Origin of the sequence: Erwinia psychrophila (genome assembly GCF_039023475.1) — a bacterium.
In the GTDB taxonomy this organism is placed as follows: Bacteria; Pseudomonadota; Gammaproteobacteria; order Enterobacterales; family Enterobacteriaceae; genus Erwinia.
Map to the genome: position 1 here is coordinate 37515 of NZ_JBCHVB010000006.1, position 17554 is coordinate 55068.

Sequence of the window (17554 nt, forward strand, 5' to 3'; positions counted from 1 at the left end):
ATCACGCTTTTTTGAGGGGCTTCACCAGCCCCTCAAGTCCTTCAACTTTGATCGCCAGGGTGAGCTGCATCAGCTCCCCCAGATGCCCCTGCGGAAACTCATCTTTGCGGGCGAACCAGAGCAGATAGGGCTCCGGCAGATCGATAAGCCGGCAGCCCTTATACTTGCCGAAGGGCATTAGCGTATTGGCAATCTCAATCAGGTGTTCCTTTTCCATTTCACTCTCCCAGCAGGCGGATCATCTCTGCTTCATCAATGATCTCAATCCCCAGATCCTGCGCCTTCACCAGCTTCGACCCGGCGGCTTCGCCCGCTATCACCAGGTCCGTTTTCTTCGATACGCTGCCGCTTACCTTAGCGCCCAGCGCCGTCAGCCGGTCTTTCGCTTCATCCCGCGATAAGAGCGTCAGCGAGCCGGTCAGTACGACGGTTTTACCCGCAAAGGGGCTGTCTATCTCTTCCGGCTTCACCACTTCCACCGTCGGCCAGTGAATACCTGCCATCTCAATCAGCTGACGGATAACCTCAAGATTGCTCTCTTCATCCATAAAATTACGGATATGGCTGGCAACTACTTTACCTACATCCTGCACCGCGATCAGCGCCTCCAGATCGGCAGCAATAATCTTCTCCAGGGAGCCGAAATGGGCAGCCAGATTCGCCGCAGTGGCTTCGCCGACTTCACTGATACCCAGCGCATAAAGAAAACGTGCCAGCGTCGTCTGTTTCGCTTTCTCCAGCGCATTAACAATGTTCTGCGCCGACTTGGGTCCCATGCGGTCAAGGCCGGTCAGCTTGCCCGCGGTAAGCGTAAAGAGATCCGCCGGCGTTTTGACATACTCTTTTTCCACCAGCTGGTCGATAATCTTGTCGCCAAGGCCATCAACATCCATCGCGCGTCGCGAAACAAAATGCTTCAGGGCGCCTTTACGCTGCGCGCCACAAATCAGACCGCCGGTACAGCGCGCCACCACCTCACCTTCCACGCGCTCCACGTCTGAACCACATACCGGACAGGCCGTCGGGAACTCCACCTGACGCGCGTCTGCCGGGCGTTCTGACTCCACCACGCCGACTACCTGCGGGATGACGTCGCCGGCGCGGCGGATAACCACACGATCGCCAATGCGCAGCCCAAGCCGGTCAATCTCATCGGCGTTATGCAGCGTGGCATTGCTGACCATCACGCCGGCGACCTGAACCGGCTCCAGTCTGGCCACCGGCGTAATCGCCCCGGTCCGCCCAACCTGAAACTCGACATCACGTACCCAGGTCATCTGTTCCTGAGCCGGGAACTTGAAAGCGACAGCCCAGCGCGGCGCGCGGGCCACAAAGCCAAGCCGGTCCTGCAGATCCTGCGAATCAACCTTGATCACCACGCCGTCAATATCAAACCCCAGCGTGGCGCGATCGGCCTCAACCTGGCGGTAAAAAGCCAGCACCTCTTCCGGGGTATGGCAGAGCCGGATACGATCGCTGACGGGCAGTCCCCAGGCCTTAAACTGCTGGAGGCGGGCATGATGGGTACGCGGCATTTCGCCCCCTTCAAGCAGCCCGAAGCCATAGCAGAAGAACGTCAGCGGACGCTTTGCCGTAATCCGCGGATCGAGCTGCCGCAGCGAACCTGCCGCCGCGTTGCGGGGATTGGCAAAGACTTTACTGCCGGTGCGGCGGGCTTCTTCATTCAGCGCTTCAAAGCCCGCCTGGGGCATGAAAACCTCACCGCGAACCTCTACTCTGGCGGGAATATTTTCGCCCTGCAGGCGGAGAGGGATCGCGCGTATAGTGCGCACGTTAGCGGTAATATTTTCACCTGTGGTGCCATCTCCGCGCGTGGCCGCCCGGACCAGCAGGCCGTTCTCATAAAGCAGGCTGACGGCCAGCCCGTCCAGCTTCAGCTCACAGCAGAAGGTGATTTCATCCGTACTTTTCAGGCGATCCTGCACGCGCTTGTTAAATGCCAGATAGCTCTGTTCATCGAAGGCGTTATCCAGCGAAAGCATCGGCACTTCGTGGCGAACCTGCTCAAACGCGCTCAGCGGCGCAGCCCCAACGCGCTGCGTGGGGGAGTCCGGCGTGATCAGCTCCGGATGGTCGGCTTCCAGCGCTTTCAGCTCCTGCATCAAACGGTCATATTCCGCATCAGGCACTTCGGGTGCGTCCAGTACGTGATACTGATATTCATGATGGCGAAGGGTGGTTTGCAGAGAGATAATTTTGTCTTGTAAGGATTGCATAGCGGCACCATAGCGATAAAAAACCCCCGGCGAGCGGGGGTTTCAGAATACGGATAATTCAGGCTTCCTGCCCGCCTTCCGGCTGAATCAGGCGTTAGCCTCAATCACATCACGGATGCGGTTTTTGTACGTTTCCAGCTTCTGCGGCGTCATCATACGGCGCTCATCATCAAGGACCACGCCACCCACATCGTCAGCAATGCGCTGGGCGGACTGCAGCATCAGCTTAAAGTTCTGATTCGGATCCCCGTAAGAAGGCACCATCATAAATATGGAGACGCCTGGCGTTGAGAAATCGGCCATGTTGTCCGGATTGAAGGAACCGGGTTTAACCATATTCGCCAGGCTGAACAGCACCGGACCGCTGCCGGCTGGGCTGAGGTGGCGATGGAAGATATTCATTTCGCCAAACTGGAAGCCCGCCTGAAGTACGCCCTGCAGCAGCGCTTCGCCGTTCAGTTCGCCGCCTGCGTGAGCGCCGACGTGCAGGACCAGCACGGTTTCTTTTGGTCGATCTTTAGGCGCTGGCGCTGGCTCCACGGCCGGCGCTTCTGCTGCTTCTGCCCTTTCCGGTTCCGGTGCAAAGCGAGGCTCACTGCGCTGCGGCGCGGCTTCCGGCGCTGATGCACGCTCTACCACTTTTGGCGGCTGTGGTGCCTGCGGCTGCGGCCGCTGAACGGGTTCAGGCGCGGCTTCCGGTTCAGGTTCCGGCGCAGAGGGCAATTCACCCCCGAAAAGCGGATCAAGTTCCGGTGACTCGTTCAGCGGCGCCTGATGGCGAACCGGCTCCGGCTGAACACGAGGTCTGGACGGGCGCGGCGGCGTGTCATCAGGATGGGCGGCACCAAAAGCGGGACCTTCATCCTCTTCCACATCCGCACGAGACTGCTGTACGCGCACTTCGCCCACGCCATCATCGGCGTCATCAAGGGGTTCTTCTCTATCCTGTTTTAAACGCTTGTGGGGGCGATCGCGAAAAACGGATGAGCGCTCTTTACGGCTGGTCCACAGGCCGTGAAGCAGAAGCGCTATTATGGCGATCGCGCCAACAACGATTAATATCAGACGCAAATCCTGCATCATTGTATTCTCTGTTGTTCCAATACCTTGCCACCGCGGCAAACTTTATCCTCTAACTGTATTTGCCCTGGATAACAAGTGCAAGTCCGTGCACTATTTTCTGACAAATAAGCGTGTAACAACACGGTTTTTTGCTGTTTTTTCATTCAAAACGCGTCCGGTTTACGTTAAAAGTCGGATAACCACCGCGTGACGCAGTGACACTTAGGAGAGAATCTGTTCATGGCAACACCAAACTCTGATGCTTCAGGCAGCGGTATCCACTATTTTGCCCGGGGATGGAAGCTGGTTACCCTACCCGGCATCCGCCGTTTCGTCATTATGCCACTGCTGATAAATGTCCTGCTGATGGGCGGTGCCTTTATCTGGTTATTCTGGCAGCTGGGGCAGTGGCTGCCCGCGCTGATGTCCCATGTACCCGACTGGCTACAGTGGCTGAGCTATCTGCTCTGGCCGCTGACGGTCATCTCTATCCTGCTGGTCTTCAGCTATTTTTTTTCGACGCTGGCCAACTGGATAGCCGCACCGTTTTGCGGTCTGCTGGCGGAACAGCTTGAAGCCAAACTGACCGGCGTGCCGCTGCCGGACGGCGGCTGGGCCGGTATGGTAAAAGACGTTCCCCGCATTATGAAACGTGAATGGCAAAAGTTTGCCTGGTATCTTCCCCGCGCGCTGGTGCTGCTGGTGCTCTATTTTATTCCCGGCTTCGGCCAGACGGTGGCTCCCGTGCTCTGGTTCCTGTTCAGCGCCTGGATGCTGGCGATCCAGTACTGCGATTATCCCTTTGATAATCACAAAGTCAGTTTTGCGCAGATGCGCTCGGCGCTGAAGCGGAACAAAACGGACAACTTGCAGTTTGGGGCGCTGGTCAGCCTGTTTACCATGGTGCCTATTCTGAATCTTGCCATTATGCCGGTCGCCGTTTGTGGGGCCACGGCCATGTGGGTCGACCGCTATCGCCCGCGGTCATGATGGGTGTCAGGCGCTTATGCCTTTTACTTCGCCCTTATTGCTGCATAACATATCTATATACGATTTCTTCACTTCCTTGAGGAAATGAACCGGGTATGCTCTCAGGGTTTCCCAAATTTCATACAGTTAAGGACGGGCTATGAGTAAGATTTATGAAGACAACTCGTTAACAATCGGTCATACGCCGCTGGTTCGACTGAACCGCATCGGTAACGGGCGCATTCTGGCAAAAGTGGAGTCCCGCAACCCCAGTTTCAGCGTGAAGTGCCGTATCGGTGCCAATATGATTTGGGATGCGGAGAAGCGCGGCATTCTGAAACCCGGCATGGAACTGGTTGAGCCGACCAGCGGCAATACCGGCATTGCGCTGGCCTATGTGGCTGCCGCCCGCGGTTATAAGCTGACCCTGACCATGCCAGAAACGATGAGCGTGGAACGCCGCAAGCTGTTAAAAGCGCTTGGCGCAAATCTGATTTTGACCGAAGGCCCGAAAGGGATGAAAGGTGCCATCGCCAAAGCGGAAGAGATTGTCGCAGCCAATCCCGATAACTCCGTTCTGTTACAGCAGTTCAGCAATCCGGCTAACCCGGAAATCCATGAGAAAACCACTGGCCCGGAAATCTGGGAAGACACCGATGGCGAAGTGGATGTGTTTATCTCCGGCGTCGGCACGGGCGGTACGCTGACCGGCGTCAGCCGCTATATCAAGAATACCAAAGGCAAAAAGGATCTGATTACGGTCGCGGTTGAGCCTACGGACTCCCCGGTCATTGCGCAGGCGCTGGCCGGTGAAGAGATCAAGCCAGGCCCGCACAAAATTCAGGGTATCGGCGCAGGCTTTATTCCTGACAACCTTGAGCTGAGCCTGATTGACCGCGTCGTGGCGATCACTAATGACGAAGCGATTTCAACCGCCCGTCGCTTGATGGAAGAGGAAGGCATCCTGGCGGGTATCTCTTCTGGCGCCGCCGTTGCGGCAGCTATCAAGCTTCAGGAAGAAGAAGCCTTCGCCAATAAGACCATTGTGGTCGTTCTGCCTTCTTCCGGTGAGCGCTACCTTAGTACTGCCCTGTTCGCTGACTTGTTTACCGAGAAAGAACTACAGCAGTGATACCGCTGGTGCGTATTTGTCTAAAAAAGCACCCAAATGGGTGCTTTTTTGTGGAGTACATCAAAGTTTTGCCTCGCGGTAGATTGATTTTACCCTCGCGTGTCTGGTATCTAAGCAACCAATTATTTCGATCCGCAAAATTAATGGCCGCGTGAACTGGATCAAGCTGAATCGATTTACAGATTTGGCGCAGCGGCCAGATTAGCGGCATAATGGGACAGGAGTGCCGTAGCTTGAGGCGTCAATTTAGCAACGCCCACTCCCAGCCCTTACCAGCGCATTTTTTGGCGCGTTCTCGTACGCAGGCCAGCGCGACATATCCAGGCTAAAGTTATGCCTCCAGGCTAGACTTTAGGCCAATAACATCACATCAAATTAAGTTGGGGAAACATAATGTTCCAGCAAGAAGTTACCATCACCGCGCCTAACGGCCTTCATACCCGTCCTGCAGCTCAGTTCGTTAAAGAAGCTAAAGCGTTCGCCTCTGAAATCACCGTGACCTCTAACGGCAAATCCGCCAGCGCTAAAAGCCTGTTTAAGTTGCAGACTCTCGGCCTGACGCAGGGTACTGTGGTAACGCTGTCTGCTGAAGGTGAAGACGAGCAGAAAGCCGTTGAGCACCTGGTTAAGCTGATGGCCGAACTCGAGTAAGCATATCGGTCGTGCATGTCGGTGTATCCGGCAAAATTAGTGCAAACATATTGATCGCGGACAGCACGTCCGCGTTGTTGCTTTCGTAAAGTACCTCACCGATCACAGACATTAGCAATAAACGTCGATATGCAGGCCTGATCTACCCGGCTCACGGCGTAGATGAGCCGACAGTTTCCGGATCGATCGCCTCAGGTGATGATCAGATATTAAAAAGGTAGGGTTATGATTTCAGGAATTTTAGCATCACCGGGTATCGCCTTTGGCAAAGCGCTTTTGCTGAAAGAAGATGAGATAGTTATCAACCGGAAAAAAATTTCTGCCGACCAGGTGGAGCAGGAAGTTCAGCGCTTTCTTGATGGTCGTAGCAAGGCCGCCACGCAGCTGGAAGCGATCAAAATCAAAGCCGGAGAAACCTTCGGTGAAGAAAAAGAAGCCATCTTCGAAGGGCATATTATGCTGCTGGAAGATGAAGAGCTTGAGCAGGAAATCATAGCCCTGATTAAAGAGGATTTGGCCTCTGCAGACGCCGCCGCTTACTCAGTCATCGAAGGCCAGGCGAAAGCGCTTGAAGAGCTGGACGATGAATACCTGAAAGAGCGTGCCGCCGACGTGCGCGATATCGGTAAGCGTTTACTGCAAAACATTCTCGGTCTGCACATTGTCGACCTCAGCGCTATCGCTGATGAAGTGCTGCTGGTTGCAAAGGATCTGACGCCGTCAGAAACCGCTCAGCTGAACCTCGACAAGGTGCTGGGCTTTATCACCGATTTAGGCGGCCGTACCTCGCACACCTCCATCATGGCGCGCTCGCTTGAACTGCCTGCTATCGTGGGCACCGGTAACGTGACCTCGCTGGTGAAAAACGGCGACTACCTGATTCTGGACGGCGTGAACAATAAAATTTACGTTAACCCGACGCCGGAAGAGATTGAAGCGCTTAAGGCGATTCATCATCAGTACGTGACCGAGAAAAACGATCTTGCCAAGCTGAAAGACCTCCCTGCCATCACGCTTGACGGCCATCAGGTGGAAGTCTGCGCCAACATCGGTACCGTGCGTGACGTTGCTGGCGGAGAGCGCAACGGCGCGGAAGGCGTCGGCCTCTACCGTACCGAATTCCTCTTTATGGACCGCGATTCGCTGCCGTCTGAAGAAGAACAGTTCCAGGCCTATAAAGCCGTTGCGGAAGCCGTCGGCGCTCAGGCGGTGATTGTGCGTACGATGGATATCGGTGGCGATAAAGATCTGCCGTATATGAACCTGCCGAAGGAAGAGAACCCGTTCCTTGGCTGGCGCGCCATCCGTATCGCTATGGACCGTCCGGAAATCCTGCATGCCCAGCTTCGCGCGATTCTGCGCGCTTCCGCCTTCGGCAAGCTGCGTATCATGTTCCCGATGATCATCTCCGTGGAAGAAGTGCGTACGCTGAAAGCAGAACTGGAAACGCTGAAAGCCCAGCTGCGTGAAGAAGGCAAAGCCTTTGATGAAAGCATTGAAGTGGGAATTATGGTGGAAACGCCAGCTTCAGCAGCGATTGCTCATCACCTGGCGAAAGAAGTGGATTTCTTCAGTATCGGGACTAACGACCTGACGCAGTACACGCTGGCGGTCGATCGCGGTAACGATTTGATCTCCCATCTGTACAACCCGATGACCCCTTCCGTCCTGACGCTTATCAAGCAGGTCATTGATGCATCTCATGCTGAAGGTAAATGGACTGGCATGTGTGGTGAGCTGGCAGGCGATGAACGTGCTACACTACTCTTATTGGGAATGGGGCTGGATGAATTCAGCATGAGTGCCATTTCTATCCCGCGCATTAAGAAAATCATTCGTAACACGAATTTTGAAGATGCGAAGGCGTTAGCAGAGCAGGCTCTGGCTCAACCGACAGCGGACGAGTTGATGAACCTGGTCAACAAGTTCATTGAAGAAAAAACACTCTGCTGAGGCCTGGAGACGCTGGCCCAATATTACTGCTTAGGAGAAGATCATGGGTTTGTTTTCAAAACTTTTTGGCGATAAGTCAGATAGCACAACTGGCGCCATCGAGATCATAGCGCCGCTGTCCGGTGAAATCGTCAATATCGAAGACGTGCCGGATGTGGTGTTTGCAGAGAAAATCGTCGGCGATGGTATCGCTATCAAACCTACTGGCAATAAAATGGTAGCGCCGGTCGATGGCACCATCGGTAAAATTTTCGAGACTAATCACGCGTTTTCCATCGAGTCTGACAGCGGCATTGAGCTGTTTGTCCACTTCGGCATTGATACGGTTGAGCTGAAAGGCGAAGGCTTCAAGCGTATTGCAGAAGAAGGGCAGAAAGTGAAGAAAGGTGACGTGGTCATCGAATTCGATCTGCCGCTGCTGGAAGAGAAAGCTAAATCGACGCTGACGCCCGTGGTCATCTCCAATATGGATGAGATCAAGGAGCTGGTTAAGCTGACAGGAAGCGTTACCGTTGGCGAGACGCCGGTTATCCGCATCAAGAAGTAAGCGGGTACAGACCTTCCAAAAAGCCTCCTGAGCGATCGGGGGGCTTTTTTTATGGTTCTATGTTCAGGACGGGTACTGAAGGGCCTGATTGAGGCTCAGGGAGTCTGAGGAGGCATCGCTGAGATCGAGCTGCTGTTCCAGCGCATCAAGATGGGCCACCATTTGTCGCTGCGCACGGCTATTCTCCCCCGCTTTCAGCGCGTCTACGATAGCGCCGTGCTCCTGACACTGGCAGGAAGGCACATTGTTACGCTGGTAAAGGGCCACAATCAGGGAACTACGTACCATCAGGTTTGCGAGGATTTCACCCAGCACTTTGTTATCCGCGATCTCCGCCAGCAGGAGGTGATACTGGCTGAAGAGCGGTACCAGTTCACGGCGATCGTTGCGGGCCAGCGCGGCTTTTTCACGCTGCTGATGCTGTTCGAGCGCCCCGGCATGCGCGGCTATTTTTTCGGGGGTGATGGCGGCGATGATTTCGCTTTCAATCGCCCGGCGGGCGGCGAAAATTTCCCGCGCCTCCCGGGCTTCCGGCTGGGCAACCATCGCGCCGCGGTTAGGTTCGATGGTCACAATATGCTGAAGCGCCATGCGCTGAAGGGCTGCCTGGACGTGGTTACGATTGGCGTTCAGCACCTCAACAATTTGCGCTTCAATCAGGCGCACGCCCGGCTTCAGACGATGTTGCGCAATGGCAATGGAGAGTGCCTCGACGATACGCTGTACTTCCTGTTGCTTACTGGTAGCAACTTTACTCATCCCTTACCTCAACATCACTGCAAACGATTACCTCGCCATCATATCACCCTGTGGGGCCACTAAACTACCCAGTGTGGCAGACGAATCGTCAGCACCAGCCCTCCTCTCCGGCCATTCCGGGCCGCGACCTCGCCTTTATGCGCCAGCACAACTTTTCGGACAATAGAAAGACCGAGACCGTAGCCCTTGCCGGAAAGCGGGGAATTGACGCGGACAAAAGGATCGAAAATGCTCGACAGCTTTCCCGGATCGACGCCCGGTCCCCGGTCGCTGACGGTCAGGATCAGCCAGTCGTTATCCTGACGCAGGCTGATTTTCACCTGCTGTCCATGCAGCGAAAAACGCAGCGCGTTGCGCACCACATTTTCCACCGCTGAGCGGATTAGCCCGGCATCCCCTTTCACCGTATAGTCAGCGCTCATATCGGCATCCAGCAGGATATCCACGCCCGGGACCTGCGCTTCATAACGCGCATCGTTGGCAACCGCTTCCAGCAGGCCGAGCAGATCGAAATAGCGCTCACCCGGTATGATCGCCTGCCCGGCACGGGAGAGCGTCAGCAGCTCCCCGATCATTTTATCGAGCCGCCGCGCCTCTTCATCAATCCTGTCCAGCGACTGGCTCACCGAGGCTGGCGTCTGTCGCGCCAGGCCAGTCGCCAGCTGCAACCGCGCCAGCGGCGAACGCAGCTCGTGCGAAACATCGTGCAGCAGCTCTTCCCGCGCGCGTACCAGTACCGAGAGCCGTTCAACCATCGCATCAAAATCCTGCGCCATGGCCGAGAGTTCATCATGCCGGCGGCGCATCTGGGGGAAAAGCCGCACGGAGAGGTCACCTTTAGCTACCCGATCAAACCCGTTGCGCAGCTGCCGCATCGGCCTCGTCAGATTCCAGGCAAGAAAAAGGCTGAACAGAAGACCGCCGAAACCCGCCATCACCAGCATAGGTTCGGGCACGTTAAGAAAGTGACGCTGTGGGCCGCGCCGCATTTTGCTCTCTTCCAGTAAGCGCCCGACGTCGTAGGTTAGCCGGTACTGCCTGCCGTCAGCGCCGCTTACCCATGCCACTACCGACGCCGGAAGCTCACCGCTACCCAGGCTGGCAGAAGCGCTATGCGGCCGCTCATCGGGCGATGCATCAACGGCTGCAACGGTGATAAAGCGACGGTCGCTGGCTGGCCAGTCAGCCATCATGGCATCAAGCGCGGCCGGGCCGTCATTTTTGAGCACCGACGCCGCCGAACTCATCTGGAGATTAACAATGCGCCTTGCGGTTAGGTTTTCAGGCGGTTCATGATGCTTGCCGTAGAAGGTAAAACCAAGCCACAAAAGCTGGCTCATGATCAGAAAAGTCAGCCAGAAACCCAGCAGAATTTTCCAGAACAGTAACCCACGAAAGCCGGCGGTCATCGGATGCGGTAACCGATGCTGCGCACCGTTTCAATGGTAATGGTATCGCCGGTGAGCGCTGCCAGCTTCTGGCGAATGTTGCTGATATGCACGTCCACGCTGCGATCGTAGGCTTCCCGTGGGCGCCCGAGGCCCTGCTCTGAAAGCTCATCCTTGGAGACGACGCGATCGGGCGAACGCAGCAGCAAATCGAGCAGGTTAAATTCAGACGCCGTCAGCACAAAGGGCTGCTCTTGCCATTCGCTGATGCGCGTGGCCGGATTCAGCGTCAGTTCGCCCCAGCGGACCAGCGCAATGCTGTCCACGGGGACCGGGCGCTCTTCCACCCGGCGCAGCACGGCGCGAAGCCTGGCGACCAGCTCCCGGGGGTAGCAGGGCTTGGGCACGTAGTCATCCGCGCCCATTTCCAGCCCGATAACACGGTCGATATTGTCTCCCTTCGCCGTCAGCATGATAACCGGCAGGCGGCCCTGCTGACGCACCTGGCGCAGCACATCGATGCCGCTCATATCGGGCAGCATGATGTCGAGGATCATCGCGCTGTAGCGGCCAGACATTGCGCCCTCAATACCGGCTTTCCCGCTCAGGACCAGCGTGGCGTCAAACCCTTCAGTAATCAGATACTGGCTGAGCATGGTGCCCAGCTCAAGATCGTCATCGACCAGTAAAATTTTCATACCGACTCTCTCTGTGATTCAGGCGCTATTTTCGCCCGTCAGCGGCACAATAGCAGCCATTTTTACCCAATCCTTACAGTGCCGCTGCCGGAGAAAGAGTAAAGCGAACAGATTGCCGGTAGAAGGGAAAATCCGGGGAGGTGGGATGAAAAAGAAGTAGCGTGCCGGACAGGGCCGGCACAGGATTAATATACGCCGGTTGAAAGGTAGCGATCGCCACGATCGCAAACGATCGCCACCACGATGCTTCCCGGCTGCGCCCGCGCAATTTGCAGCGCGCCCGCCACGGCGCCGCCGGAGCTGACGCCGCAGAATATGCCTTCCCGCTGCGCCAGGCTGCGCATGGTCTCTTCCGCTTCCTGCTGCGACATATCGATCACGCGATCGACCAGTTCTGGCCGGTAGATGCCGGGAAGATAGGCGCTGGACCAGCGGCGGATCCCGGGAATGCTGCTGCCTTCGCAGGGCTGAAGCCCGACGATTTCGACGCTGTCGCCCTGCTCTTTCAGAAAGCGACCGACGCCGGTTATGGTGCCGGTGGTGCCCATGCTTGAGACAAAATGGGTCAGCCGTCCCGCCGTCTGCTGCCAGATTTCCGGCCCGGTGGTCATATAGTGCCCAAGGGGATTGTCGGGATTATTGAACTGATCGAGCACCTTTCCTTCGCCCCGAACGGCCATCGCCAGCGCCATATCGCGCGCGCCTTCCATTCCCTGTTCACGGCTGACCAGAATCAGCTCCGCGCCGTAGGCACGCATAGCAGCCTGACGTTCCGTGCTCATATTTTCCGGCATCAGCAATCTGAGCCTGTAGCCCTTCATGGCGGCAATCATCGCCAGCGCAATGCCGGTATTGCCGCTGGTGGCCTCGATTAACCGGTCGCCTGGCCGGATTTCGCCCCGCCCTTCCGCCTGCTGGATCATCGACAGCGCGGCACGATCTTTCACGGAGCCTGCGGGATTGTTTCCCTCAAGCTTCAGCCAGATTTCGCTGCCCGCTGGCGCGAGGCGCTGTAATTTAATCAGCGGAGTATTACCGATGGTATCTTCAAGCGTTGTCACGATTTTTTCCCGGAGGCGCCAGGATGGCTGGCTAAAGGTCAGTTAATTGACAAAGTCTTTGAAACGGCTATTGAGCCGGTCAGCGCGGCAAAGCGTTTTAGCCAGCAGCCTGCGCAAAACATCTGTCGCGCAGGCCGCTTAACTTTCTGCCCCGTTCAGGGTTTGTCTCAGGTCTGAGGCCAGGCACGCCTGGCGTCGTTAGCAGCGAAAATATCAGGCGCTCTGCGCAAAGGCAACCTGACGTAACGGCGTTTCGCCTTTGTAGAGGCGGGCCTGCTGTAGCCCCAGGAACAGCCGCTCGCCGCGGACGGGCGCGGTTTTCGTCCCCTCAACAATCACCGTGACAGGCTCATCGCCCCAGCCAGCGGGCTGCGCTACGATCTGCCAGTAGTGACCGCGAGGGCTGACTTCCAGCACTTCTACCGGCAGAGGCGTTTCCAGACTACTCTGGCGGCTTACGTCAATTTCCCAGGGACGCAGGAAAAGCTCGACGGCTCCCTGATGCGCAGGCGCGTATCCCAGCGGCCAGTGATGTGCACCGACGTGGAACTGAGAGCCGTGGACCTCGGCATCAAAGCGGTTTACTTCTCCCAGGAACTCCAGCACAAAGCGGGTTGCAGGCTCGTGGAATACCTCGTCCGGCGTACCAACCTGTTCAATGTTCCCCGCGCTCATAACCACGACCCGATCGGCAACTTCCATCGCCTCTTCCTGGTCGTGCGTCACGAACACGCTGGTAAACTTCAGCTCTTCGTGAAGCTGACGCAGCCAGCGACGCAGCTCTTTACGTACCTGGGCATCGAGGGCGCCAAAAGGTTCATCCAGCAGCAATATCTGTGGCTCTACGGCCAGCGCGCGCGCCAGCGCCACACGCTGCTTCTGCCCGCCCGAGAGCTGTGCCGGGAAGCGGTTGGCCAGATGACCCAGCTGTACCATTTCCAGCAGCTGCGTCACTTTCTGTTTGATCACGGCCACCGGTGGACGTTCACGGCGGGGCAGCACGGTCAGGCCAAAGGCGATATTGTCAAAAACGGTCATGTGGCGGAACAGCGCATAATGCTGGAAAACAAAGCCAACCTGACGATCGCGGGCGTGCAGCTGGGTCACGTCTTTCCCGTGAAAGCTGAGGCGGCCGCTGTTCTGGTTCTCCAGCCCGGCGATAATACGCAGCAGCGTGGTTTTGCCCGATCCTGAAGGGCCAAGCAGCGCGACCATCTGACCGGAAGGGATATCCAGAGAAATATCGTTCAGTACCTTAGTACGGCCAAAGGATTTGTTAATGTTACTGATTTCAATGCTCATGATTCCCCTCCTGTTCAAGACGCTTGTGCTGGTGTTCTAACCGCCACTGCACTGCGCTTTTCACAAACAGCGTGACTATTGCCATCAGGGTTAGCAGCGCGGCGGCGGTAAATGCGCCAACGGTATTGTAATCCTGATGGAGTAACTCAACCTGTAACGGCAGCGTATAAGTTTCGCCGCGTATCGATCCCGACACCACTGAGACCGCGCCGAACTCACCAATAGCGCGGGCGTTGGTCAGCACCAGTCCGTAAAGCAGCGCCCAGCGAATATTCGGTAGCGTGACGCGCCAGAACATTTTCCAGCCCGATGCGCCAAGCAGCACCGCCGCCTCATCCTCGTTGCTGCCCTGGCTCAGCATCACCGGCACCAGCTCACGGACGACAAAAGGACAGGTGACAAAAATGGTGACCAGCGCCATGCCGGGCCAGGAAAACATCAGCTGTATGCCCTGAGCATCCAGCCAGCCGCCCGCCGGGCCGTTAACGCCCCAGAACAGCAGATACATCAGCCCCGCCACTACCGGCGAGACGGCAAAAGGAATATCAAACAGCGTCAGCAGCAGCTGGCGGCCAGGGAAGTCGAAACGCGTCACCAGCCAGGCGAGCAGCGTACCGAACACCAGGTTAACCGGTACGGTAATCAGCGCCATCAGCACCGTCAGCCAGATAGCGTGCAGCATGTCGCCATCTTTGATATTGCTGAGGCTGGCAAGCAGCCCCTCCGAAAAGGCGCTGGCGAAAATGGCGATCAGCGGCACCACCAGCAGGCCGAGCGAGATCAGCATGCCCAGGGCGATCAGAATCCATTTACTCCAGTTAACCGGCTGGCGACGGGCGCCGTTAAAAGCCGTTACATCCGCCATTAATGACCTCCAATACGACGGCCAAAGCGGCTCTGTAGGGTATTAATTGCAAACAGCAGCAGCAGCGATGCGGCCAGGATCACCGAGGCGATCGCGCTGGCTGCCGGATAGTCAAACTCCTGCAGCTTCACAAAGATCATCAGGGAGGTGACCTCCGTTTTCCACGCGATATTGCCCGCGATAAAAATCACCGCGCCAAATTCACCGAGGCTGCGGGTAAATGAGAGTGCCGTACCCGCCAGCAGCGCCGGCGCTACCTCAGGCAGCACCACGCGGCGAAAAGATTGCCAGGGCGTAGCGCCCAGCGTTTCCGCCGCCTCTTCATATTCCGGTCCCAGCTCTTCCAGAACAGGCTGCACGGTGCGCACCACAAACGGAATGCTGGTAAACGCCATCGCCACCGCGATGCCGAGCCAGGTATAAGAGACCTTAATATCAAACTGCGCCAGCCACTGACCGTACCAGCCGTTAACGGAAAACAGCCCAGCCAGCGTCAGGCCCGCCACCGCCGTCGGCAGCGCAAAAGGCAGATCCATCAGCCCGTCCAGCAGCGCCCGTCCGGGAAAACGGTAGCGCGTCAGGATCCACGCCATCAGCATGCCGAAGAAAGCGTTAAACAGGGAGGCCGCACCGGCGGCAAGCAGCGTCACTTCATAAGCCGCCATCATCTGCGGCGCGGTCACCACTTCCCAGTACTGCGCCAGCGTCATCTGTGAAAGCTGCATTAACAGCGCGCTAATCGGCAGCAGCAGGATCAGACAGGTGAAAAACAGGCTGCTGCCGAGGCTCAGCCCAAAGCCGGGCAGGACACGTTTCGTTTTACTCAACAACATTACTGACGTCCGCTGGCTAACAGTTTGTCCAGCTCACCGCCGCTGGCAAAGTGGGTTTTCATCGCCTGTGGCCAGCCGCCAAAGACATCATTAACAAGGAAAAGGGAGGTCCTGGGGAAGCGATCCTGCTGCTGAGCCATCAGCTCAGGATTGTTCACCCTGTAGTAATAACTCGTAATGATTTTTTGCGCCGCCGGGCTGTAGAGATAGTTGAGGTACGCTTTTGCCGCTTTTTCGGTGCCGTTTTTCTCAACGTTTTTGTCTACCCAGGCCACCGGGAACTCCGCCAGGATATCGGTTTCCGGCACGATAACTTCATAGCCTTCTTTCGCATACTGGTTGCGGATATTATTCACTTCTGACTCAAAGCTGATCAGCACGTCGCCCAGCCCGCGTTCAACGAAGCTGGTTGTGGCGCCGCGGCCGCCGGTATCAAATACCTGCACGTTCTTCAGGAACTGGGCCATAAACTGTCGCGTCTTAGCCTTATCCTGACCGTTGGCTTTCTCCGCTGCGCCCCAGGCGGCGAGATAGGTGTAGCGGCCGTTGCCTGAGGTTTTCGGGTTAGGGAAAACCAGCTTCACGTCGCTTTTAACCAGGTCACGCCAGTCGTGAATGTTTTTAGGGTTACCCTTGCGTACCAGGAACGCCATGGTGGAGTAGAATGGAGAGCTGCTGTTGGGCAAACGCTGCTGCCAGTCAGCCGGAATGAGTTGACCGCGATCGTGCAGGATCTGGACGTCAGTCACCTGGTTATAGGTCACCACATCGGCCTTAAGCCCCTGCAAAATGGCCAGCGCCTGACGTGAAGAGCCGGCGTGAGACTGTTTGATCGTCAGCTTGTCATCGCCGTGTTGAGCATCCCATTGCTTAATGAACGGGGCGTTAAGGGCGACAAAGAGCTCCCGCGAAACGTCGTAGGAGCTGTTAAGCAGCTCGGTGGCCTGCGCCGATCCGGCCAGCAGCAGCAAGAAAGCGACTCCACTTACCTTTTTTTTCACCGTTAATAACGCCATTATGCACCCTGAAATCCAAACCGGCTCACGCCCGAAGAGTGTTCAGTTTATGGATAACGACGTGCAAAGCTGTAACGGTTTTATATACCGTTTGGTGATTTGGAAGTTTAAAACGCTATAAGCCTGCGGCAGCTCACTTCATCCTCCCCCGCAACACCCAGAATGCCCAGCTGTTGTAAATCAGGGTCAGCGGAATAACCAGCCCCAGCCCCACCAGCACAAAATGCTGGGTTGCGGGCAGCGCTGCCGCCTCTTCCAGGCTGAGAACATCAGGAATAAGCCAGGGATAAATCGCCACCAGCGCCAGTCCCGAAAGGCAGACCAGCAGCAGCAGCACCGCCAGCAGCGGCAGGATGAGCTTCTCCCGGCGAAGTAGAAGCGGGATCGCCATAATCAACAGTCCCGACAGCAGCAGCAATGCTTTGCCCAGCGGCGTCTGCCAGGCCAGCAGAAAGCGCCCGGGCAGAAGCAGACAGAGACCGATAACCAGCACAATCATCAGCACCAGGAAGAGGCTGGCAAGCTGACTGCACCGTTCTGCCACTTCGCCTTCCACCCGCCAGCGTATCCAGCAGCAACCCGCCAGAAGATAAGCCGCCATCGTGGCGATGCCGCTTAACACAGTGAATGGCGTGAGCCACGAGAAAGGGCTGCCGAAGGAAATACCGCTCAGAATGCTGCCCGCCAGCGCCCCCTGCAGGAAGCTGGCGAGAACCGATCCGATAATAAAAAGGACATCCAGCCGCCGCTGCATACGCGTTGACGCCTGGCTACGATACTCCAGCGCAACGGCGCGGGCGACCAGCGCCAGCAGCATGGCAAAGAGCGGCAGATAGAGCCCGGTCAGAAGCTGGGCGTAAGCGGCCGGGAAAAGCGCGAGCAGCCCGCCCGCCATCAGAACAAGCCAGGTCTCATTGGCGTCCCATACCGGCAGGATCGTCGCGGAAAGATGGTAGCGATCCCGCCCCTCAGGAAACCAGGCGAACAGCATGCCAACGCCCAAATCGGTACCGTCCAGCAGCACGTACATTATCAGTGAAAAAGCCAGCACGGCGGCGGAGAGGTTGATTAAATCGGGCAT

Annotated in this window: 17 protein-coding genes; 5 read left to right on the top strand and 12 right to left on the bottom strand. The window is 56.8% G+C overall.

Annotated features, from left to right (window positions below; genetic code table 11):
• Position 1 precedes the first annotated feature (1 nt).
• The 3 genes from AAH446_RS14695 to zipA form a co-directional block, all read right to left on the bottom strand.
• The gene (locus tag AAH446_RS14695; RefSeq protein WP_342907429.1) at positions 2-217 is read right to left on the bottom strand and encodes a DUF3820 family protein; all 216 of its coding nucleotides are present in this window, start codon (positions 215-217) and stop codon (positions 2-4) included.
• A 1-nt stretch (position 218) separates the two neighbouring features.
• Positions 219-2237, bottom strand: coding sequence for an NAD-dependent DNA ligase LigA (ligA, locus tag AAH446_RS14700; RefSeq protein ID WP_342907430.1), 2019 nt, complete (start codon positions 2235-2237; stop codon positions 219-221).
• An 87-nt stretch (positions 2238-2324) separates the two neighbouring features.
• Entirely contained in the window at positions 2325-3320 is a 996-nt protein-coding gene (gene zipA / locus AAH446_RS14705; RefSeq protein ID WP_342907431.1) for a cell division protein ZipA, read from the bottom strand.
• Positions 3321-3539: 219 nt separating this feature from the next.
• On the opposite strand from zipA, the gene cysZ reads away from it, so the two are divergent.
• From cysZ to crr, 5 genes are all read left to right on the top strand, one after another.
• Entirely contained in the window at positions 3540-4289 is a 750-nt protein-coding gene (cysZ, locus tag AAH446_RS14710; protein ID WP_342907432.1) for a sulfate transporter CysZ, read from the top strand.
• A gap of 139 nt (positions 4290-4428) precedes the next feature.
• On the top strand, positions 4429-5400 hold the full coding sequence (gene cysK / locus AAH446_RS14715) for a cysteine synthase A (RefSeq protein ID WP_342907433.1): 972 nt from the start codon (positions 4429-4431) through the stop codon (positions 5398-5400).
• 393 nt (positions 5401-5793) lie between these two features.
• Positions 5794-6051: a phosphocarrier protein Hpr gene (ptsH, locus tag AAH446_RS14720; protein WP_034916267.1), complete on the top strand. Its 258-nt coding sequence runs from the start codon at positions 5794-5796 to the stop codon at positions 6049-6051.
• A 225-nt stretch (positions 6052-6276) separates the two neighbouring features.
• Positions 6277-8004 (top strand): phosphoenolpyruvate-protein phosphotransferase PtsI, encoded by a 1728-nt coding sequence (gene ptsI / locus AAH446_RS14725; protein WP_342907434.1) that lies wholly within the window; start codon positions 6277-6279, stop codon positions 8002-8004.
• A 43-nt stretch (positions 8005-8047) separates the two neighbouring features.
• Positions 8048-8551, top strand: coding sequence for a PTS glucose transporter subunit IIA (gene crr, locus AAH446_RS14730; protein ID WP_342907435.1), 504 nt, complete (start codon positions 8048-8050; stop codon positions 8549-8551).
• Between the two features lie 63 nt (positions 8552-8614).
• On the opposite strand, the gene AAH446_RS14735 is transcribed toward crr, so the two are convergent.
• The 9 genes from AAH446_RS14735 to AAH446_RS14775 form a co-directional block, all read right to left on the bottom strand.
• Positions 8615-9310, bottom strand: coding sequence for a GntR family transcriptional regulator (locus AAH446_RS14735; RefSeq protein WP_342907436.1), 696 nt, complete (start codon positions 9308-9310; stop codon positions 8615-8617).
• A gap of 59 nt (positions 9311-9369) precedes the next feature.
• Positions 9370-10719, bottom strand: coding sequence for an ATP-binding protein (locus tag AAH446_RS14740; RefSeq protein ID WP_342907437.1), 1350 nt, complete (start codon positions 10717-10719; stop codon positions 9370-9372).
• Positions 10716-11396, bottom strand: a complete 681-nt coding sequence (locus AAH446_RS14745) for a response regulator transcription factor (RefSeq protein WP_342907438.1) — start codon at positions 11394-11396, stop codon at positions 10716-10718. The genes AAH446_RS14740 and AAH446_RS14745 overlap by 4 nt, the downstream gene beginning before the upstream one ends.
• A gap of 185 nt (positions 11397-11581) precedes the next feature.
• A complete protein-coding gene (gene cysM, locus AAH446_RS14750) occupies positions 11582-12457 on the bottom strand; it encodes a cysteine synthase CysM (RefSeq protein WP_342907439.1) in 876 nt (291 codons plus the stop codon).
• A 213-nt stretch (positions 12458-12670) separates the two neighbouring features.
• Entirely contained in the window at positions 12671-13759 is a 1089-nt protein-coding gene (cysA, locus tag AAH446_RS14755; protein ID WP_342907440.1) for a sulfate/thiosulfate ABC transporter ATP-binding protein CysA, read from the bottom strand.
• Positions 13749-14624 (bottom strand): sulfate/thiosulfate ABC transporter permease CysW, encoded by an 876-nt coding sequence (gene cysW / locus AAH446_RS14760; protein ID WP_342907441.1) that lies wholly within the window; start codon positions 14622-14624, stop codon positions 13749-13751. Before cysW ends, cysA begins: the two co-directional genes overlap by 11 nt.
• On the bottom strand, positions 14624-15457 hold the full coding sequence (cysT, locus tag AAH446_RS14765; RefSeq protein WP_342907442.1) for a sulfate/thiosulfate ABC transporter permease CysT: 834 nt from the start codon (positions 15455-15457) through the stop codon (positions 14624-14626). The genes cysW and cysT overlap by 1 nt, the downstream gene beginning before the upstream one ends.
• Positions 15457-16473 carry a sulfate ABC transporter substrate-binding protein gene (locus tag AAH446_RS14770; protein ID WP_342907443.1) on the bottom strand — a complete coding sequence of 339 codons (1017 nt, stop codon included), beginning with the start codon at positions 16471-16473 and terminating at the stop codon, positions 15457-15459. The genes cysT and AAH446_RS14770 overlap by 1 nt, the downstream gene beginning before the upstream one ends.
• Positions 16474-16606: 133 nt before the next feature.
• Complete coding sequence (locus AAH446_RS14775) at positions 16607-17554, bottom strand: cytochrome d ubiquinol oxidase subunit II (RefSeq protein WP_342907444.1); 948 nt, start codon at positions 17552-17554, stop codon at positions 16607-16609.